The organism is Cupriavidus sp. P-10 (assembly GCF_003402535.2).
Lineage (GTDB): Bacteria > Pseudomonadota > Gammaproteobacteria > Burkholderiales > Burkholderiaceae > Cupriavidus.
The window spans coordinates 238,924-257,975 of record NZ_AP025172.1 but is presented as its reverse complement, the minus strand read 5'-3'; the positions used below and the strand labels follow the sequence as shown (position 1 = coordinate 257,975).

16 protein-coding genes, 1 tRNA gene and 2 pseudogenes are annotated in these 19,052 nt (G+C 62.0%); 5 read left to right on the top strand and 14 right to left on the bottom strand.

Features of this window, described 5'->3' with window-relative positions; all coding sequences use genetic code 11:
* Positions 1–8: 8 nt before the first annotated feature.
* From CTP10_RS31205 to aceE, 5 genes are all read right to left on the bottom strand, one after another.
* Positions 9–1,613 carry a GMC oxidoreductase gene (locus CTP10_RS31205; RefSeq protein ID WP_116318561.1) on the bottom strand — a complete coding sequence of 535 codons (1,605 nt, stop codon included), beginning with the start codon at positions 1,611–1,613 and terminating at the stop codon, positions 9–11.
* A gap of 23 nt (positions 1,614–1,636) precedes the next feature.
* Complete coding sequence (locus tag CTP10_RS31200; protein WP_116318632.1) at positions 1,637–3,484, bottom strand: preprotein translocase subunit YajC; 1,848 nt, start codon at positions 3,482–3,484, stop codon at positions 1,637–1,639.
* A gap of 120 nt (positions 3,485–3,604) precedes the next feature.
* Positions 3,605–4,069, bottom strand: coding sequence for a (2Fe-2S)-binding protein (locus CTP10_RS31195; RefSeq protein WP_116318560.1), 465 nt, complete (start codon positions 4,067–4,069; stop codon positions 3,605–3,607).
* Positions 4,038–6,362, bottom strand: coding sequence for a xanthine dehydrogenase family protein molybdopterin-binding subunit (locus CTP10_RS31190; RefSeq protein WP_116318559.1), 2,325 nt, complete (start codon positions 6,360–6,362; stop codon positions 4,038–4,040). Before CTP10_RS31190 ends, CTP10_RS31195 begins: the two co-directional genes overlap by 32 nt.
* 416 nt (positions 6,363–6,778) lie before the next feature.
* Positions 6,779–9,475, bottom strand: coding sequence for a pyruvate dehydrogenase (acetyl-transferring), homodimeric type (aceE, locus tag CTP10_RS31185; protein ID WP_116318558.1), 2,697 nt, complete (start codon positions 9,473–9,475; stop codon positions 6,779–6,781).
* Positions 9,476–9,749: 274 nt separating this feature from the next.
* On the opposite strand from aceE, the gene CTP10_RS31180 reads away from it, so the two are divergent.
* From CTP10_RS31180 to CTP10_RS31170, 3 genes and pseudogenes are all read left to right on the top strand, one after another.
* Positions 9,750–10,052 (top strand): hypothetical protein, encoded by a 303-nt coding sequence (locus CTP10_RS31180; protein ID WP_116318557.1) that lies wholly within the window; start codon positions 9,750–9,752, stop codon positions 10,050–10,052.
* A gap of 141 nt (positions 10,053–10,193) precedes the next feature.
* Positions 10,194–10,573 (top strand): annotated as a pseudogene (locus tag CTP10_RS31175) (cupin domain-containing protein).
* Positions 10,574–10,759 (top strand): annotated as a pseudogene (locus tag CTP10_RS31170) (hypothetical protein); the annotation flags it as partial.
* Between the two features lie 240 nt (positions 10,760–10,999).
* On the opposite strand, the gene CTP10_RS31165 reads toward CTP10_RS31170, so the two are convergent.
* The 5 genes from CTP10_RS31165 to CTP10_RS31145 all read right to left on the bottom strand — a co-directional run bounded on the left by CTP10_RS31165 (position 11,000) and on the right by CTP10_RS31145 (position 13,735).
* The gene (locus CTP10_RS31165) at positions 11,000–11,218 is read right to left on the bottom strand and encodes an XRE family transcriptional regulator (RefSeq protein WP_233528023.1); all 219 of its coding nucleotides are present in this window, start codon (positions 11,216–11,218) and stop codon (positions 11,000–11,002) included.
* 365 nt (positions 11,219–11,583) lie between these two features.
* Positions 11,584–11,898 (bottom strand): H-NS histone family protein, encoded by a 315-nt coding sequence (locus CTP10_RS31160; RefSeq protein ID WP_116318556.1) that lies wholly within the window; start codon positions 11,896–11,898, stop codon positions 11,584–11,586.
* A gap of 539 nt (positions 11,899–12,437) precedes the next feature.
* The gene (locus tag CTP10_RS31155) at positions 12,438–12,752 is read right to left on the bottom strand and encodes an H-NS histone family protein (RefSeq protein ID WP_116318555.1); all 315 of its coding nucleotides are present in this window, start codon (positions 12,750–12,752) and stop codon (positions 12,438–12,440) included.
* Positions 12,753–13,050: 298 nt separating this feature from the next.
* Positions 13,051–13,129, bottom strand: a tRNA-Ile gene (locus CTP10_RS31150).
* 129 nt (positions 13,130–13,258) lie between these two features.
* Positions 13,259–13,735: a fumarate hydratase gene (locus CTP10_RS31145; protein ID WP_116318554.1), complete on the bottom strand. Its 477-nt coding sequence runs from the start codon at positions 13,733–13,735 to the stop codon at positions 13,259–13,261.
* A 569-nt stretch (positions 13,736–14,304) separates the two neighbouring features.
* Here CTP10_RS31145 and CTP10_RS31140 point away from each other — a divergent pair.
* Together CTP10_RS31140 and CTP10_RS31135 are read left to right on the top strand one after the other, a co-directional pair.
* Positions 14,305–15,372, top strand: coding sequence for an extracellular catalytic domain type 2 short-chain-length polyhydroxyalkanoate depolymerase (locus CTP10_RS31140; RefSeq protein WP_116318553.1), 1,068 nt, complete (start codon positions 14,305–14,307; stop codon positions 15,370–15,372).
* A gap of 14 nt (positions 15,373–15,386) precedes the next feature.
* Positions 15,387–15,893: a hypothetical protein gene (locus CTP10_RS31135; RefSeq protein ID WP_116318552.1), complete on the top strand. Its 507-nt coding sequence runs from the start codon at positions 15,387–15,389 to the stop codon at positions 15,891–15,893.
* A 188-nt stretch (positions 15,894–16,081) separates the two neighbouring features.
* On the opposite strand, the gene CTP10_RS31125 is transcribed toward CTP10_RS31135, so the two are convergent.
* The 4 genes from CTP10_RS31125 to CTP10_RS31110 all read right to left on the bottom strand — a co-directional run bounded on the left by CTP10_RS31125 (position 16,082) and on the right by CTP10_RS31110 (position 19,019).
* The gene (locus CTP10_RS31125; RefSeq protein ID WP_116318551.1) at positions 16,082–16,534 is read right to left on the bottom strand and encodes a zinc-finger-containing protein; all 453 of its coding nucleotides are present in this window, start codon (positions 16,532–16,534) and stop codon (positions 16,082–16,084) included.
* Positions 16,535–16,823: 289 nt separating this feature from the next.
* Entirely contained in the window at positions 16,824–17,912 is a 1,089-nt protein-coding gene (locus tag CTP10_RS31120) for an acyltransferase family protein (protein WP_116318550.1), read from the bottom strand.
* Between the two features lie 222 nt (positions 17,913–18,134).
* Positions 18,135–18,509, bottom strand: coding sequence for a hypothetical protein (locus CTP10_RS31115; protein ID WP_147316198.1), 375 nt, complete (start codon positions 18,507–18,509; stop codon positions 18,135–18,137).
* Between the two features lie 132 nt (positions 18,510–18,641).
* Complete coding sequence (locus CTP10_RS31110) at positions 18,642–19,019, bottom strand: hypothetical protein (protein WP_116318548.1); 378 nt, start codon at positions 19,017–19,019, stop codon at positions 18,642–18,644.
* Positions 19,020–19,052 lie beyond the last annotated feature (33 nt).

Sequence of the window (19,052 nt, the reverse complement as noted above, 5' to 3'; positions counted from 1 at the left end):
CCCCTGCGTCAATCCTGCTCGCGCAAGAGCATCGCCACGTTACGCTCCGCGAGCGCAGCAATGGTGCGCGAAGGGTTCAGGCCGAGCGGACGCGGGACGATCGCACCGTCCATGACATAGAGCCCCTTGTAGCCAAATACCCGGCCCGATGCATCGACGACACCGTCCGCGGCGGAGGTACCCATATTGCAGCCTCCCAGCGGGTGCGGTGTGATCAGGTTATGCCACCGCCGCCAAGTGAGCGGCACCCACGGGTCCCCGCCGGTCGCTTCGGAGAGTCGCGTATGCGCTGCAATCATGGCCTCGATGACGGCCACCGATGACTGATAGGACCAGTGGAGCCGCAGCACCCGACGCCACGGCGCGTACCACCTGCGGCCCAGTCTCAGCTGGCCATCGCCAGGGTCCACACCTTGCCCGAACCAGGGCATCATCCCCTCGATCGGATCGCCGTCGTCAAACAGTCCGCCCACGTCCTTCCACACCGCGCGCAGCTTGCGGGAACGGGTTCGCTTCATATGGCGCCGAATGAAGTTGCCTGCGAGGTTCGGGATGCCACCGTCCTCGACGAAGAGCGCCTGTCCGTTCGGGCCGCTGTGGTCCAGCAGGTCGATCGCGGCGGAGATGGTCACGCCATGAGCAGGAGAGATCGTCCTGTTGCCATAGAAAGCTGGCGTCACGAAGTCGCCATTATGGGCCCAGCCATATCCCAACCGCGGCGAAAGCCCCGGCAGCGTGCGATGTTCATCCCGACAGCGCAGCAGTAGCTCGGTGCTGCCGATGGAGCCGGCGGCCAGTATTACCCTGGCGGCCGTGACTTCGCCAGGGCTCGTCGTCTGTTCTTCCGGGTCAATTTTCCTGAAGCGTACCCGCCAGCCCTGCTGCAGCGGCTCCAGCCTGTCCGTCAGGTGCAAGGGGCGAATCTCGGCACCGTTGTCTTCAGCCACCGCCAGGTAATTCAGGTCCAGCGTATTCCTGGCCGATACCTGACACCCGACGTCGCAGTTGCCGCAATGGACGCAAGTGCCCTGCCACCTGCCGTGCTGGTTCAGGAATTTCACCGAATGCCGGTCGTCGCGGGCGTCTTGTTGTGCGGGGTCCCAATGCTCGGAAAACGTCACGGCCAGCGGCAGCTTGCGAAAGCGCCCGCCCCATCCGCATGCTTGCGCCCCCTCGCGCAGCAGCCTGGTTCGCTCGCTCTCCTGCTTATCCGGCACTTCGCTCACTGCGAGCATGCGTCCTACCTCCGCATAGTGGGCCTGCAGGCCGGCATAGGTCACCTCTTTCGGCCAGCCTCGCTCGAAGGCTTCCGGCCTGGCTTCCACCGAGACGTTGGCATAGATCAGCGAGCCGCCACCGACTCCGGCCCCGGCGATAACCCATACGTCGGAGAATGTCCGGATATCAGCCCAGCCATTGAAGCGGTGTGCGCGCTCCTGGTTCCACAACCAGGCATCATTCTCGTCGCGCGGGAAAGTCGCCGGGCTCCAGCGCCGTCCACGCTCCAGCACCAGAACTTTGCGGCCGGCCTGCGCGAGCCTGCAGGCCGCGACCGCGCCACCGAAGCCGCTGCCGATGACGACGACATCGTAGGCAAGCGCATTGCTCATCATGACGCTCCCTATCGTTGGGATGCTTACCGTTGGATGATGATTGCCTTCTCCTCGATCATCTGCACCGCCTCCGTTGGCGATACCTGACCGTCAGCCGGCACGAAGCGGGGACCGGTTGCGCCGGGCTGGGCGCGCACGCGCCAGCTGCCGCGGACCTTCGTCAGTTGCCTGACGCCCTCACCCAGCTTCCAGTTTCTGCAAACCTTCTCCAGCTTGAGCGGATAGATCGTCAATTGCCCACCCTCGAACCGCATCCGCAGGAAGCACTTGTAGTCGGCGATGCGCTGCGAGGAGAACACCTCCTCGGGGTGCAGGCGCCACAGCGCGTTGCCCAACACCATCCACACGCCAAACAGCAGACCGCCGAGGACGCCGCCCAGCAGCATGGCCTCGACCAGGAACAGCAAGATGGGCGGCGCATTGTGCGCGCCAAAGCCATGGATATTGAAACGCGTGACGAGCCATAGCACGGCGACAGCCAGTGCCAGGTGCAGCAGCCCGTGCCAGGCGCCGACAACCCACGCCAGCCCGACGCCGCGCCTGACATCCCTGGTCGACAGCGCACCACAGCAAAAGACAATACCCGCTGCGAACACCACTGACGCCGGACTGTGCGCCATGATCCGGAACAGTTCGTGATACACCTCGCACATATTCCCGAATGTCACTTCGAGGTCGGCCAGCCTTTGGATGAAGCTGCGATGGTCGCGCCCGGGCACCGGTACCAGGCTCGCGCTTTGGACGATCCAGTCGAACAGCAGGTACAGGATCGCCACCAGCGCACAGAACGAGAGGTTGCGCGCAGGCAATTGCCACGCGCGATTGCGCAATTGCCGGGAGGTCGCCTTTTCCGGATATGCGGACTTCAGCTCGTAGTGCTGCCTGGCCGGGCCCACGACGATGGGCCTCGGTGGATCCGGCAGCAGATGCGTGCCGTGAAGAAATGCGCCGCCGCCTCCGCAGGTGATGCGATGCGGCCCCGTGGTGCTTTCTCGCGGCACGTAGTGCGCGTAATGGTGCGAATTGCCGGCCAGCACCAGTGCGAGCCGGTCGCCCAGCATGCCCTCGATCTCGCTCAGGCTTCGAAAGCGCGGCGTCTTGGTCTCAATGGACGGCACGGCGCGCCGTTCCCCGCGGCGCACGCGCTCCATCTCGTCAACCCAGCTCGCCTCGGGCGCGCACAATACCACGCGGTCACCGGGCTGCAGCTCCGTGTACAACTTCTGGAAGTACTCGCGCTGCGGCCGGTCGATTTCGGACTCCAGTTGCAGGTCCAGGCCCCAGATCCACCAGCCGCCGGGCAACTGCAAGGCGTAGTAGCCGGTGCGCTGGCGTGTCTCCCAGCCGCCCACGGGCTTGCCACTGCAGAACAGGCGGGCGAAGCCACGGAGGCCATCGTACCAGTCGTGATTGCCAGGCGTGGCGACCATCCACGGCGCATCCGGCAACCTGATCGACTGGTCGCTGTATGCGGGGCGCGTGACCTCGACTGGCGCCGGGAAAGCAGCACGAAAGGGATCGACGAAGCGACTCCGGTAGCCGTCATGGGCAGGCGTCGGATACACCTGGTCGCCGCCCAGCAACAGCACCTTTGACCGCGGCAACGTCACGCCCTGGTCGCGCAGCGTCACCGCGTGGCTGACGCACAATGCCATGGAGTAGGTCGAGTCCCAGCCGTCGCCCGTGTCTGCCATATAGTCGACCCAGACACCGCCGTGCTCGTCAGCCGGTACCGGCAGCGGTGGGTTCGGATTCAGCGTGGTGAGCGCGGCCTGCACCATGCGCTGGTCCGCAAAGGCGCCGACGGCCATCGCCACGGCAACGCGCATGGCGGTAAACGGAAGCTGCAGCGGGCTCAGCCAGTTCACCATGGTTCGTTGCGTGTAATGCTCCACGCGCCCGGTCGCAGCGCCTCCCGAATCCTTCATCGCCTTCCCCCTGAGACTTCAAAGCTCGCCTGATGACCGGGACACGCGCACACGCCGGCGCCCTCACCCCCTCAGCATCGCCACCGCTTCCGAAATCGCTCGCCTGATCCGCGTATACGTGCCGCACCGGCAGATCACGCAGCTCATCTGGTCGGCAATCTCTGTCTCCTTCGGATTGCGCGTGCGCTTGAGCAGGGCGCTCGCCGCCATCAGTTGCGCGCTCTGGCAGTAGCCACACTGCACGACCTCGTGCTTCTGCCAGGCCGCCCGCAGGGCATTCGCCTCGGGGCCGTCAAGTCCTTCGATGGTGACGATCTTCTTTCCCGCCATCTCGCTCACCTGGTGCTGGCACGACAGCAGCAGCTTGCCGTTGACATGCACCGCGCAGGCGCCGCACACGCCCACACCGCACCCGAACTTGGTGCCCGTCAGCTTGAGTTCGCAGCGGAGCACCCACAACAGCGGCGTGCATCCGTCCGCGCGGATTTCGACGCTCTTACCGTTGACACTGATCTGACTGTCTGACATCGCAGGCTCCGGAAGGCGGCAGGGTCTTCAGCAGCGGCAGGTCGCGCAAGCGCTCGCCGGTGGCATTGAACAAGGCGTTCGCCACCGCCGGCGCGATCGGCGGCGTGGTGGACTCGCCCACGCCCTGTGGCGTTCCCGTCGAAGGCATCACGTGTACCTGGATGTCCGGGCAGTCCCGCATGCGCATGGCAGGAAAGGCGGTGTAGTAATCCTCCGTGACCTTGCCTTGCTCCAGCGTGATCTTCTGCCACAGCGCCGCCGACAGCCCGAATACAATGCCGCCTTCGACCTGCTGCTCGATCAGGGTCGGGTTGACCGGCATGCCGCAATCGATGGCGCAGAAAACGCGATCCACGCGCACCTGCCCCGCGTTGTCCACCGACACCTCGGCGACCTGCGCCACCACGCTGCCGAACGATTCGTGCAAGGCCACGCCGCGCCCCACCTTCCCAACGCCAGGCTGCTTGCGCAAAGGCTGGCCCCAGCCCGACATCTTTCTTGCCTGCTCAAGCACCGCGCGCTGGCGATCATCCTTGAGCAGGCTCATGCGGTAGTCGAGCGGGTCCTTGCTGAGCGCCACCGCCAGCTCGTCGACAAAGCTCTCCATAAAGAAGGCATGGTGTGAGTGCCCCACCGAGCGCCAGTAGCCCACGGGGATGGCGAGATCCACGGTCCGGTGCCCCACCCACACCTCTGGCCAGTCATAGGCCTGGTCGAAAGCGCCTTCAGCGGTGGACTTGTCCAGCCGCGACAGGAAGATATCGGGCAGGCCGAAGTTGCGTTTAGCGGTGCTCTCCAGCACTGACTGGCTGGCCGACATATTGCGCACGGCGATGACCTTGCGGTTCCCTTCGAGCCAGGCCTCGAAACGCGACACGCTGGCTGGACGGTAGAAGTCATGCCGCATGTCCTCGGGGCGCGACCAGATCGTCTGCACCGGCACGCCCTTGCGCTTCGCCGCGATGGCGGCCGCCTGGCAGATGAAATCGACTTCGAGCCGGCGCCCGAATGCACCACCGATGGATTGCTGGCGCAGTTCGACCTTGTCCGTGTCCAGATCAAGTGTCTTCGCCACGCAGCGGCGAGCCAGCCCGGGCATCTGCGTGGCGGCCCACACGACGGCTCGGTCCTCCTGGACCAGTACCGTGCAGTTGACCGGCTCCAGCGCGGCATGAGCGAGATAGGGCGCCGAGTACATGACCTGGATGGCGGGCTTGCCCTGCTTCATGGCGCGCCCGTCACCGTGCTCGTACCAGACGCGCGGGTTGGCGTCGTCGAGCGCCTTCACCAGCGTGTCGCGGATGCCGGCGCTTGACAGGTTCCGCGCCTCGCCCGCGTCCCACTTGCAAGGGACCTTTTCCACCGCCTCCATGGCGATCCACGCATCGCTGGCAATCACGGCCACGCCGCCGCTGCCGCCCGGGAACGGCGGCAGTTCGACGAGATCTAGCACGCCGGGCAGCTTCTTCACGTCGTCGGCCGGGGCCCCCTGCAGCTTGCCGCCCAGCGTCGGGCACATCTGCACGCTGGCGTAGACCATTCCCTCCGCCACCACGTCGATACCGAAGCGGGCGGTGCCGTGAAGCTTGGCCGGGGTGTCCAGACGCGCCGCGCGGGAGCCGATGAGCCTGAAGCTGCCCGGGTCCTTCAGTTCAACCTTGCCTGGCAAATCCTCACGCGCGGCTGCCGCGGCCAGTTCGCCGAAGGTGGCGCTGCGCCCCGACGGGTGCACCACCTTGCCGGCCTGCGCGCGGCACGCTTCGACCTTGACGTCCCACTGCTTGGCCGCTGCCGCGCACAGCATCATGCGGGCGGCTGCGCCGGCCTCGCGCATCGGGTTCCACAGGTCCCGGATGCTGGTCGAGCCGCCGGTGAACATCATGCCCACCTCGCGCACGCCCTTGCGCGTGAACCATGCGGCGGCGCGCCTGGGCCAGCCATTGTCGTCCGGCCGGAACGGCAGGTTGGCGACCACGCCCTCGATGTTGTTGTACAGGTTGTCGATGGGCGACGGCTCGACGCGGATCTGCGACCAGTCTGCCTCCATCTCCTCGGCCAGCAGCATCGCCGCGCCGGTATGCACGCCCTGCCCCATCTCGGCCTTGTTCATCACCACCGTGACGGTGTTGTCGGATCCCACCTTGACCCAGCCGTTCAGCGCGAACTGCCCGTCGCGCACCGCCAGCGGCTCGCCGCCCACCATGCGCTGGCGCGGCGGCAGCAAGGACCATCCGATCACCAGCGCACCCGCAGCGCCAGCCCCCCCGAGCAGGAAAGCTCTGCGCGTCAACATGGCAAGACTGGCGGATCGATCATCATTGGAAAGCCCCCCGAGCCACCGATGGCATGGCCTATATTAGGTCGGGAAGTGCTTCAGCGCGAATACGAACACGTGGTTGGCGCTTGCGCGCAACACCTGCCTGCTGCACGGGGCCCCGCCGCGGGATCTGGCTGCGCAATGAAGCCGATCACCCAGGTTCGTGTCGATAATCGCACGACGTCAGGGATGCCATCCGGTCGCGCAGTCTTTCCGAGTGGTGCATCGTGGACGAGTACTCGCCGATCAGCGCGCCGGACTTGAGCAGCCCGCCCCGACGCCGGCGAGAGGCGGCACGGACCACCTCCGATCCCTCGCAGCTCTGTCGGCGGCAGCATTGCGCGGGCGCCGGCCGGCTATCGAGCCGGACGGCGTGCCCGATGGCTCGTCGTTCAGGCATGCAGCGGGTTCGGCTTCTCCGGATCGATCCCGTACTTGCGAATCGCTTCCGAGACGCGAGTGCCGGGGATGGTCCCCTCATCGGCCAGCGCCTTCAATGCCGCGATCGCGATCCAGTGGCGATCCACCTCGAAGAAGTGGCGCAACGCCGCGCGGGTATCGGAGCGGCCGAAGCCGTCAGTGCCCAGCACTACGAATTTCTGCGGCACATAGGCACGGATCTGGTCCGCGAGGGCACGGATATAGTCGGTCGCGACAATGACCGGCCCCGGCGCATTCTGCAGCAGCCGGGTCACGTGCGGAACGCGCGGCGGCGCCTCGGGATGCAGCAGGTTGTGCCGTTCGGCCGCACGGCCGTCGCGTGCCAGTTCGGTCAGGCCCGGCACGCCCCACACATCCGCTGCGACGCCCCAGTCCTGCTGCAGCAATGCGGCTGCGGCGATGACCTCATTGAAGATGGTGCCGGCGCCCATCAGTTGCACTCTCGGGACCGATTCCGCGGATTCCGCCTTGCTGAAAGCGTACATGCCCTTGAGGATATCCTGCACGACGGTCGGACCGGCCGGCATGGCCGGCTGCGCATAGGTCTCGTTCATGACGGTGATGTAGTAATAGACGTCTTCCTGCTCCTGCACCATGCGGCGTAGGCCGTCCTGTACGATCACCGCCAGCTCGTACGCAAACGACGGGTCATAGCTGATGCAATTCGGCACCGACGATGCCCACAACAGCGAATGGCCATCCTCATGCTGCAGGCCTTCGCCGTTGATCGTGGTCCGTCCGGAAATCCCGCCCAGCAGGAAGCCGCGCGCCCGCATATCGGCCGCCGCCCAGGCGAGATCGCCCACGCGCTGGAAGCCGAACATCGAGTAGAAGATATAGAACGGCACCATCGGCTCGCCATGCGTGGAGTACGACGTCGCGGCAGCGATCCAGTCGGCCATGCCCCCCGCTTCATTGATGCCCTCCTGCAGGAATTGGCCGGTCGTCGACTCCTTGTAGGATGTCAGCGTCTCGGCATCCTGCGGGGTGTAGCGCTGGCCGTCCTGGTTCCAGATCCCGATCTGCCGGAACAGTCCTTCCATGCCAAACGTGCGGGACTCGTCCGGTACGATCGGCACGATGCGCCGGCCCAGTTCCTTGTCCCGCAGCAACGTGCCCAGGATGCGGACGAAGGCCATCGTGGTCGACATGCCCCGCCCTTCGGGCGTGGCTCTCAGCAGCGCGTCAAATGCCGACAAGGCGGGCGCCGGCAGCGATGCGGCCTTCTGGCGCCGCGCGGGCAGGTAGCCGCCCAGCGCCTCGCGGCGTCCGCGCATGTAGGTGAGCTCTTTCGATCCCTCGGGCAAGCTGATATACGGAACGTCTTCAATATCCGCATCCGCAACGGGCAACGCATACTTGTCGCGCAAGGCCAGCAGGGCCTCCCGCTGCACCTTCTTCTGCTGGTGGTTGACGTTGGAGGCCTGGCCCTGGTCGCCCATGCCATAGCCCTTGATGGTCTTGGCCAGGATCACGGTCGGCACGTCGCTGCCGCGCGCGGCCTCAGCGAATGCGGCAAAGACCTTCGCCGGATCGTGGCCGCCGCGGTCCAGGCTCCAGAGGTCATCGTCGGTGTAGTCGACCACCAGCGCCTTCAGCTCAGGCGTATTAAAGAAATGCTCGCGCAGGTATGCCCCGGACTTCGAACGGTAGGTCTGGTATTCGCCGTCGACGACCTCCATCATCCGCCGTGCCAGCGCCCCGCTCTTGTCGCGTGCGAACAGGTGGTCCCAGCGGCCACCCCATAGCACCTTGATCACCCGCCAGCCGGCTCCCAGGAAGATGCTTTCCAGTTCCTGCACGATCTTGCCGTTGCCGCGCACTGGTCCGTCCAGGCGCTGAAGATTGGCGTTGACGACGAACACAAGGTTTCCCAGGCGCTCCCTGGCCGCCATGCCAATCGCGCCGAGGGACTCGGGCTCGTCCATTTCGCCGTCGCCAAGGAATACCCAGACCTTCCGGTCGTCGGTCTTCGCGATGCCGCGCGCTTGCAGGTACTTCATGAAGCGGGTCTGGTAGATCGCCATCAACGGGCCGAGTCCCATCGAAACGGTGGGAAACTGCCAGAAATCGGGCATCAGCCACGGGTGGGGGTAGGAGGACAGCCCTTCCCCGCCGACTTCGCGCCGGTAGTTGTCGAGTTGCTTGGCATCCAGCCGCCCCAGCAGGAACGCGCGCGCGTAGATACCCGGCGACACGTGGCCTTGCACGAAGACAAGGTCGCCGCCGTGATCCGCTGTGGGCGCGCGCCAGAAGTGGTTGAAGCCCACGTCATAAAGCGTGGCCGCGGAGGCAAACGAGGCGATATGCCCGCCGACATTCGAAGTCTTGCCGGCCCGCACCACCATCGCCATGGCATTCCACCGGGTATAGGCGCGAATGCGGCGCTCGATCTCACGGTCGCCTGGCATGCGTGGTTGCTGGTCGACAGCAATGGTGTTGACGTAAGGCGTGCCGCCCGAGTGCGGCTGCAATTGCCCGCGCAGCCGCGCGTGGGCAATCTGCCGCTCGATGAGATAGTGCGCACGCGCCGGCCCGACGTTGCCGAGGACGCCCTCCAGGGCTTCCAGCCATTCGGCTGTCTCCTGCGGGTCGTCGTCCTGTGGATCAATTGTCAATGCGATTTCGTCAAGTTGCGCGGCAGTCATGGTATGTCTCCATCAAGGTATCCGATGAGAACCAGTATAGGCGATAACTACGACTTGTCTAGTCGTAGTTATCGTTTGAGACTTCAGGCAAGCCATGGACTGTTCATGTCTTGCACTTGACCGGAAACACAGCTGAAGCAGCACACCCTCGCCTCCCTGGCCCAGCACACCGACGTCGGTCGATGGCGTGCTCGCAAGGTGCTTGCACTTCGATGGACGATGGGCTATCTTTACTACGACTACATTGATCGTAGTTAAAGAAACGGAGTTCACTATGAAACCGATCCACTGGATCAGCGCACTTGGCGCCACTGCGATCCTGTCCACCGGCGTGACCGCGTGGGCATTCGCTTCCGACCTGGCCTGGGCGACCAGCCACTCCATGACTGCCGGCCACGACCTGAAAGGCGTATCGGCGCAGCCGGGCCACTCCCGCAGCCTTGGCGACTCGCTGATCGCCGGCCAAGACCTGAGCGGCGTTTCAGCTACGCCAGGCCGCGCCGGCGAGACCGGCGCGGGGGATGAAGCCAGCAAGGCTTCGGGGCCGCCCAACAAATCGCTGCCTCGACTCGCGTGAGGGTGTGCCTCCCGTGACGAAAACGCCTTCCGGACTGGAAGCTGCGGATTGTCATCCACGCTCTACCCACTTCAAGCGCTGTACCAAGGAAACAGACATGAAAGCCCAACGCCTTCTTTTCCCTTCCTTGCCGCCACCGTGATGGCGTTCTCTGGCGCCGCAGCCGCACATGGGACCGGTGATGCGGTCAAGGAGAACTTCTCCCGGGCCATCCCCACAGGCCCGGCAAGTCGCTTATCGCGCTGGAAGTGGAGTACGCGCCGGGCGCCTCGTCCTTGCCTCACTACTACGCCAAGTCGGCATTCATTTATGCCTGTGTTGTCTCAGGCAGCATCGCCAGCAAGGTCGGTGACGGACCGGAACGGGTCTACAAGGCGGGCGAAAGCTTCCACGAAAAGGCGGGCTCGCACCATCTCGTCAGCCGCAACGCGAGCATGTGAAAGCCCGCCAAGCTGCTGGCCGTGTTTATCGTGGACAGCGGCGAAAAGGACCTGACCACTTATGAAAGGAGCGCGAAATGAGACGAAGTCTGGGCAAAGAAGATCATTGAACGGATCATGCACAATATGTCGCTGCTGTTCGAGCGCACCTTTGAATCGGTGCAGGACCTGAACCGCTACCGCAAGGAACTGGGGGGGACGCAACGGGATGCGCACAGCGGTGCATTTTCGTACCCGCCTGTCGCAAGCGCGCATGTAGAGACATAGCGATACAAGACACCGTCATTCCGACACATGACGTTAAGCGCGTCTCCTAAACTCCTGCGCAGACCCCGCTGGCCGCGGCGCCATTCGGTCTGGCGCACGCGGCCAGCGGACCATCCGCCCTCAAGACGGTGATCAACAGGTCCGTTTCGCTTCACCGCGGCAACTTTAAGGTCGCAACATGCAATCCACAAGTCGTGATCGCAACTGCGATTGCATATGGCTAAACATCGCTTGCGTTCGCTATGCAGACTGCTCCCACGCACCCTCGTCGCTAATCCTGGCATGGGAAGCCGCCTGCTCCAGCCAGTGGGCATGCGATTTTGGAACAACCAAGAGTGTCAGATCTAGCCCCTCCAGCACTCGGAGGACATGCTCGAAATTGACCCCTTTACCGTTTTCCAACTTGGAGAGCATGCCGACGGAAACCGCACAATTCTTCGCGGCCTGATCAATTGGCATACCTTGGTTGGCCCGAGTGGATCGAATGCGATCGCCCAACTGTGAAATAGAGCGAATGGTCGCGCGGGCTGGAGGCGTGGGATCTGGAAGTGGCCGCGGCATGGAGAAGCACAAAAGAGACTCAATCTATTGAGTCACGATAATGAAACTATGGCAAGGTGAGAGAACCTGTTTCCGAAGCCTGTCAGGGACCGCCGCTCCTTCCCTTGACCTGCCCCGGGAGCGAGAAAACGCGGACAAGCCGCGTTGGCCTGCATTGATCCGTTGCGAAGTATTTCAGCGCAGTGAGAGCGCTCGAACAACGCTCGCATGAATGGTGCGGTTTGCTGCCCCGCACCGACTGGTTCATAGCGCAATGGGGGAGCTTATTCCTGGGGAATAAGGAAGCGCTCGGGTCGCTTGCCAAGCCACGCAGGCGTCCGCCCTCTTCCCGACCAGGTTTTTCCAGTCTTGGGATCCATATACTTTGGCGGCAGCGCAGCCTTCGTCGCGGATGGAGAAGTGAAACCAGCCGGACGGCCCCGACGGCGCCGCGGCGCTATATCTTCCGGAGAAAGGCCATACTGGGCCATCAGCGATTGAATCTTTTCGATAACGCTCGCCACCTCTGTTGCACGGGCCTCCTCAATCTGAGCTTCCAAGGCTTGCTTCTGAGCGATAAGTTCTTTATAGGTTGCCATATCCTCGTCTCCGATTTCTAAGCCAGATTGACTTGTACGCATTACATAGTAGAACCGCAAGATATTTCCGCCAGCTTTTCTGATCGGGCCTCCTAACCTCAGAGCATGAGCGTCAAGTAAAGGCGAACCTCGATGAGCCACAAAAATGGCCGCCTCGCGCGGGGCTAATTCGAGGCACTTTCCGGGGCGCTTGCAGTGCGCAGCCGCCCTTCAATAACTCGGCCTGGTGGCGAGTCAGCGGCCCCCGACAGGCGAGCATGCCTGCGGGCCAACCTGGGGCGACCTATGGCGGATAACGAATTATCGGCCGAAGGATCCGGCTGGCCTATTGGGTGCGGCTATTTTTTGGTGTTACTACCCTGGCTTACCTCCAAGGATGCAGGTCGATTGCATGTCCTGGCGGCTTGGCGGATACTAGGCGCGGGCAGCTTCCAATAGTTTCCCGATTTCTTCTTGGACGTTCAACGGCTCTCTACTACCCGTCGAGAGCCGCTCTTTTTGCGTTTAGTACCATCGCCAGGCGGACGATGGCCATGCACTCATTCCTGCGGGATGAGGAAACGCTCGGGGCGCTTGCCCAGCCATGCCGGCGCCCGGCCTCGACCGGACCAGGTCTTCCCGGTCTTGGGGTCCATGTACTTCGGCGGAAGCGCCACCTTTTCCGCGGCAGCAGAATATGTACCCGCCGGGCGGCCCCGGCGGCGGCGCGGGGCGATGTCTTCCGGCGAGAGTTCATACTGGAGCATCAGGCTACGAATCTGTTCGATAACCCCTGCAACTTCCGAGGCACGAACCGCTTCGAGTTGAGACTCCAACGCTTGCTTCTGTGCCAGCAGTTCCTGATACGTTGCCATCTTATCTCCAATATTTTTCTATTACTATTGACTTATACGCATTCCAAGGGCGCTCCGCAAGAATTCCTTGCTGACCGGCGCGAATGGCGCGCTTGCCAATCAGATTGGTATGACTATTGTTCTGATGTTGGTCGCGCTGTTGGCCGCAAACTAGTTGCCATGAGGGTGGCAACCAAATCGGAAAGTGGGCGAGTCGAGCGGAGCTGTTTCGGACCGCGAAGCTCGCACAGGCGGGTACGCGTATTCGAGTGGGATAGCACCACAGCGACGCACGAACTACAAAAAGCGGAAGGTGGCTTGGTGGGCCTCCCGTGAGTCGAACACGGCACCAACGGATTATGAGTCCGCTGCTCTAACCAAGCATGAGCTAGAGGCCCGGTGAAGCCAACGCGGGCAGTCCCACAGCCTGCGTTCTATCAGTCGATGCGTGCGGAGCGCAAAGAAAATGCGCCCGCATCTTTCGCGGATCGGCTGGTTGGCAATGTCGCATACCAGCCGAGGCGATATTAGGCCGCCGCTTCAGGCGATGCTACCGGCGCAACCACCTTCTTTGCCGGGGCCCGCTTCTTCGTCACGGCTTTCACTGCGGCCGCCTTCGGAGCCGCCTTCGGAGCCGCCTTCGCGGCGACCTTATTGGCGGGAACCGCCTTCTTTGCAGCGGGCTTCTTCGCAGCCACCTTGCCGGCCGCTGCCTTCTTTACGCCCGCCGCCTTAGCCTTCTTGGCAGCCAGCTTGTCCTTCGCGGCCTGCTTCTCGAAGCGAGCCGCAGCCTTTGCGGCCTCCGCTGCCTTGGCGACCTCTCGCTTTGCTGCTTCGATCGCCTTCTTCGTGTCGGCGCGCAGCTTCAGCAAACGCTTCTTAGCTGATTGCGCCTCGCGTGCGAGTACGCTGGCCTTCTTCGTCGGCACTGCAACCTTCTTCGTGGCAGGCTTGCCCTTGGCAACTGCATTCACCCGAGTCGTTGATTTATTTGCTGCAACCATGTTGGTTATTCATAGGGTTGTGGAGTGCGGAGTATAACCGCAGGAGCGGACCACCCAATGGAAATCGATTTATTGTCTGCCTGAAGCTGCGTCTGCCGGAGCCAGTATCCGCACGAGATATCGTCAACGGTCGGGCTGGCTCATCCTGGCATGTGGTACGTTTGCCAAAAACAACAACGAAGCAAATACTCAGCGCTTCCCTGCTTATTTCACTCGCCACATCGGCTCATGCGATGAAATGCCGCAGCGGAAAGAGCATCCTGTACGCGCAGGATCGCTACTATCATCGCGACGACAACCAGCAGGCCTAGCGACAAAGGGCGCTGGTCCGTGAAGTCTCCCCGCGACGCCTACTGGCAGACCACCGTTACCGCCTCGTGACTCGCAGTCGAAGATTTGTGTGGCAGCCACCATGCCGGTCAGCTAATATAAATTGTGCATTGCACCACATCGGATTCCACGTTTCGATTTGTTCCATGTTGGCCGCGAAACCCGCCTGGCGGACCCGCGTCTGACGTGTCGCTGCAGGCATGAAGTCCCGGACAAAATCTCAATCACGGAGGGGGGACATGGCAGGTGATATCGACAGTGAGGTCGTTCAACTCGGCACGTATAAGGTCGAGAAGGGGAAAAGCTCCATTTCGGGGCTCTCCTCGGGTGCCTTTATGACCGTACAAATGCATCTCGCCCATTCGTCGAGTTTTTGCGGCGCGGGCGTGATCGCGGGAGGCCCGTATCGCTGCGCGGAAGCGTATCGTTCCGCGTCTGCGGTAGCAGAGGATGCTTACGAACTCAATGCACTGCATTTGTGCATGAATCCCCTTGTGCCGCGCACCGCGCCCAACGCGGCGCGTCTTGCACAGCTCGCACACGAAACTGCGCTCGCCGGCAAGATCGACCCCATCGCCAACCTTGCCGGCGATCGTGTCTATATCTTTACCGGCAGCGAAGACAGCGTGGTGTATTCCACCGTGGTGGAACGCACACGCGACTTCTACCACCTGCTTGGCGTCAGCGCTGACGACATCCATTTTGACAACAGCGTGCCGGCCGGCCACTCGATCATCACCGACAACGCCGAGGATTCGCCCCTGAGCACCAATCAGCCGCCGTATATCAACAACGGCAGTTTCATTCAGTCCCACCATATCCTGCGGCATATCTATGGCGACATGCACGCCCCTTCGCAGCAGTTGAGCGGGCGTTTGCTGCGCTTTGACCAGACGGAATTCTTTGGTAACGAGGCGCGGGCCAGCATGAGCAAGTATGGCTATGCCTACGTACCGCAGGCTGTCGCAGATGGTGCAGCGGCTCGGGTCCACATCGTCCTCCATGGCTGCAAGCAAGGCTACAACTACATTGATTTCACCTTCGGTCAGTCCGACTTTGCCAGCCAGCCACCTTACGGCAACCGATACATCACGACCACCGGCTACAACAATATCGCCGACAGCAACAACATCATCGTGCTCTACCCGCAGGCAGAGGGCACCGATGACAGCCTGACGCAGAACCCCGATGGCTGCTGGGACTGGTGGGGTTATTCCAGCGCGGACGCCGAGCAGCCCGACTATTATTCGCGTGATGCGATCCAGATCAGGGCCATCCACGGCATGCTTAGTCGGCTTGGCGGTTGAAGGAGAGGCTGCAGATGAAAGGAACCATGATGACCCCGCGTAACCCCGCAGTTTCCGTAACGAAGGCCGAGGCCTTGCCGGCAGCGCAACAAGCCTTGGCCATGACCCAGCCGGCGGCGTTGCAGCTCACCCAGACGCTGCAGTCGCTGATGTCCGGGTGGGCCATGCGTACCGTCGGTACTGGAGTAAAGACCGTGAACCTGGCACCTTTCACTATGGATGCGCAAGTGCTGACGGAGTTGTTCCAACTGCAGTACGCGATCGTCCAGCGCCTGCAGGCTCAGCAGCAGGAATGGATGCAAGGATGGACTGCCTGGCTGCAAGAGCGCGCGCAAGTCAAGCGTGCCAACACTATGTCCAAGCTCGTCGAACAGGAGCTGGACCTGTTCGCTCGCTACGGATTGCTCGTCAGCAACCAACTGGTCGACCTCGTAACCCTGCAGGAAAATATCGAGGTCAATACCGGCTATTGGGTGGCGCAGACGCTGACGGCAAAAATGGATCAGGCGGCGGGAGCATAATTCAATACGATCCCTGCTGGAATCCCGCCGTTGAAAATCAGGCCAACGACCGCGTACTCGTCTCGGCCAGGGCAAGCCCGTGTTCGTCTATAAGCTGATCACCGGGGGCAGTCGAAGAGAAATTCGTCGCGATGCAAGCGCGGAAAGCCGCGGTTGCCAAGGCGATCCTGTCGGAAGTGCTGCCCTCGTCAGGGATCCGAAGGCTCTCGCTGACGTGATGCCTGGAACTCTGCGATGAATCGGATTGCCTGTTCGCACTGCTCAAGCGAAAGGGCATGGATGCTGGGACTGTCGACTGGAAGGTGGAGCGATGCAATCAGCCACTTCATTGCCTTGCCCCGCGCCTCAAAGGCATTGACACCATCGCGCCGCATCTTTGCCGTGACCAAAGGCTCGAGCGCATCGTGCAGTCGGCTCTTCTTTTCACGCAATGCCGCGTCCGCCAACCGTCCAAGCGGGGTATGGTGCTTGCTTCGCGCACGCACGCCGATCCACGCCTGGCACGGCGAGCAGATCCACACAGGCCCGTGGTCCTCCAGGTAGGGATAGGCCTCTTCCCCCACGCGGGCAAGAGCCGCCTTCCCGCCGCAGTAATCGCAGCGGGGCTGAGGAGGGGCAGGAATCGGTCGGCCAACACGCATCAATGACCCTGAGTTGCGCAATGCAGGAAGTAAGCAATTCTACGACATAGATTCAACATCCTTCATTCCCTACGTTGCCAACCGGTACTCGGAGTAAGGCTAATTCGGGTCGTCCAGGATTGGATTGCGCGCTGCTGTTCTTACGCGAAACGTAATGCATACGTCACTAATCCGTGCGGTTGCTGGTGAGCCACTTTCAAGCTCAAAACCTTGCAACTGAATTCCACGTCGCGCCAGGCGACGGCTTCGCACTGAAATCCCGAGAAACAGGGGTAAAGCACCGTCTGATTCAGGCCACTTGAGACGTTTTCGACGAACCCTCCCTTTCATTTCTCCGAAGTCGACGATTGATCCAGGCTCGCATCGGCTTCTCTATCGCGAAATGCAGAAAGATCGCCGCGGCCAGCGTAAGGCCAAATAGCAAAAGCGCTTGCACCACGCCAGGCATGGCTTCCAAGTCCGGCAGCCGGTATCTTGCAAACTTGAAAAGGTACTGAGGGATTCGTTGGACAATGTAGATGCAGTAGGAGACCTCCCCAAGAAACACAAGTGCTCGGAGGGAGAGGACATCGGTAAGTGCATCCTTTTTGTACGACAAAGAGAAAATCAATCCAGCAGCGCCTATGACAACGATTGTGTCCGCCCATAGCACAACGCCGATGACACAAACACCTGACGAACATAGCCCGCCCCATCTGGCTCCCTGGTAGTTGGGCAGCGTTTCGCGCAGCCGGCAAAGCAGCACACCCAGCATGAACTCTGGCACCAAACGCGCCAAGCCCCCACTGAGCGATAGGTGATCAGATGACGTCAGTTCCACGGTTGCCAATATCGCGACCATGCAAACGGCCATCGAGAAAAGGCGTTTGCGATTCAGTCTTGGCGCCACAAGAAGAAATATTGGAAACCAGACATAGGCGAACCATTCAGCGCTGACTGACCACCCTACATCGTTCCATCCACCCGCGCCGGCATAACGCCAGGCGTTCAACATAAAAAATTCGAGGAAGAATCCCGACGCGGAATATCTGCCGCTGCCAAGCGTGTCGGATTGCAAGACCGTGTCACGCGCGATAACCGCTACCGCCATGACGAAGAGGCAGACTACATAGACCGGATAGATGCGGGCGATTCGCGCAACGAGGAAGGCGCTCCAGTCCAGCTTCCGGCCCGGAGAGGGGTCGTAGTTGTGCGCGAGGATAAATCCGCTTAATACAAAGAACCCATCTACCCCGAGATAGCCGTGGTCGAAGAACGTGCTTGAGAAGCCGATTTCAAGTAGCGGACCAGAACCCTCGTAGCGATAAAACCAGTGCCTGCATAGCACCCACAAAGCCAGGAACAGTCTCAGGCTCGTGAGCGGCATGAAGTGACGCATCTCTTTCTCCCCGTCTACCTTGCGCGCGCGGTTGTCCTATCCCGGAATGACGGACGTCATCCGCGCGGGGCATGTTGTCTTCGCGCAGCTTCAACGTCGACGGACGAGCGTCGACCCGACCCGGATCAAGGAGGGTCAAAAGCGCTGCGCAATGAGAATGCGGCGGGAGGGCGGCGCTGGTCGAGAGCCGCCGTCAGCAATCAGATGAATTGAGCCCCGCCATCAGGGGGCGATGCGTGGAGGAGGATGAGGAGGACGGAAGAAGGGATGCGGAAAAACTGCCGTGAGGAAATCCGGTTCAATTTGACTATGGCGGGAAGCCTCTGGCGCTATCGGCGCCGACAGCATTGCACTAAGACTCGTGCCATATTCAAAGTCAAATTGATGCGCAATCGATTCGTCACCCTTGTCATGATGCACGGCCCCATCGTCCTCATGGTGATGGGGAATATGCTGGGCATGCTCCAGCAAGTGCTCCAGCAAGTGCTCCAGCAAGTGCTCCGGTAAGTGGTCATGCGCGTGCGTGAGCCGTCGCCCTACAGAAAGCGCCTGCAATGGCAAGATCAGCACGAGGAGAAGAACCACAAAGCGCGACATGCAAAGATTCTAGGAAGCTCCGGTGGAAATTGGAGCGAGCTCTGCGTGCCACCGCACCGAGTTGGCAATGCGTCCCCGTCTTCCTGAGAACGGTCCCGGGTTCAGATCGCTTGCGCCATAGCGCGGCCGAGATTACTTCGCCACAAAGCGTGCCGTCACGGTCTTGCCGTCGGCAAACTTGATCGTCGCAACCAGCTTGGCGCCGGCCTTGATCTGCAGCTTGTCGGCCGCCACGAGCGCATTGCCGGCGCCCGGGCTCAGCGCCGTTTCCGTCTTCTGGGTACCCGTCAGCACCGTCAGCTTGCCGTTGGCCCCCGCTACCGGCAGCTTCTTGTCATGGTCGTCCACAAAAATGGTGACGACGCCATCCTTGTTGACCAGTTCGAACTGCAAGTCGCTGGCGGTCTGCACGATGCCGCCGTACTGTGCCGGCTTGGCACCATGGGCCATTGCCAGGGTGGACAGGCCAAGGCTTGCTGCGATCAACACGGTGAAAATCTGTTTCTTCATTGAACACTCCATAGATGCAGCGACTTGCGGGCG

Bases quoted from the DNA above. Each gene is read 5' to 3' on its own strand.
- CTP10_RS31115 (WP_147316198.1), bottom strand. From the start codon at position 18,509: ATGTCGCGCTTTGTGGTTCTTCTCCTCGTGCTGATCTTGCCATTGCAG.
- CTP10_RS31155 (WP_116318555.1), bottom strand. From the start codon at position 12,752: ATGGCAACGTATCAGGAACTGCTGGCACAGAAGCAAGCGTTGGAGTCT.
- aceE (WP_116318558.1), bottom strand. From the start codon at position 9,475: ATGACTGCCGCGCAACTTGACGAAATCGCATTGACAATTGATCCACAG.
- CTP10_RS31160 (WP_116318556.1), bottom strand. From the start codon at position 11,898: ATGGCAACCTATAAAGAACTTATCGCTCAGAAGCAAGCCTTGGAAGCT.
- CTP10_RS31195 (WP_116318560.1), bottom strand. From the start codon at position 4,069: ATGTCAGACAGTCAGATCAGTGTCAACGGTAAGAGCGTCGAAATCCGC.
- CTP10_RS31190 (WP_116318559.1), bottom strand. From the start codon at position 6,362: ATGTTGACGCGCAGAGCTTTCCTGCTCGGGGGGGCTGGCGCTGCGGGT.
- CTP10_RS31140 (WP_116318553.1), top strand. From the start codon at position 14,305: ATGGCAGGTGATATCGACAGTGAGGTCGTTCAACTCGGCACGTATAAG.
- CTP10_RS31120 (WP_116318550.1), bottom strand. From the start codon at position 17,912: ATGCGTCACTTCATGCCGCTCACGAGCCTGAGACTGTTCCTGGCTTTG.
- CTP10_RS31135 (WP_116318552.1), top strand. From the start codon at position 15,387: ATGAAAGGAACCATGATGACCCCGCGTAACCCCGCAGTTTCCGTAACG.
- CTP10_RS31145 (WP_116318554.1), bottom strand. From the start codon at position 13,735: ATGGTTGCAGCAAATAAATCAACGACTCGGGTGAATGCAGTTGCCAAG.
- CTP10_RS31110 (WP_116318548.1), bottom strand. From the start codon at position 19,019: ATGAAGAAACAGATTTTCACCGTGTTGATCGCAGCAAGCCTTGGCCTG.
- CTP10_RS31205 (WP_116318561.1), bottom strand. From the start codon at position 1,613: ATGATGAGCAATGCGCTTGCCTACGATGTCGTCGTCATCGGCAGCGGC.
- CTP10_RS31200 (WP_116318632.1), bottom strand. From the start codon at position 3,484: ATGGTGAACTGGCTGAGCCCGCTGCAGCTTCCGTTTACCGCCATGCGC.
- CTP10_RS31165 (WP_233528023.1), bottom strand. From the start codon at position 11,218: ATGCCAATTGATCAGGCCGCGAAGAATTGTGCGGTTTCCGTCGGCATG.
- CTP10_RS31125 (WP_116318551.1), bottom strand. From the start codon at position 16,534: ATGCGTGTTGGCCGACCGATTCCTGCCCCTCCTCAGCCCCGCTGCGAT.
- CTP10_RS31180 (WP_116318557.1), top strand. From the start codon at position 9,750: ATGAAACCGATCCACTGGATCAGCGCACTTGGCGCCACTGCGATCCTG.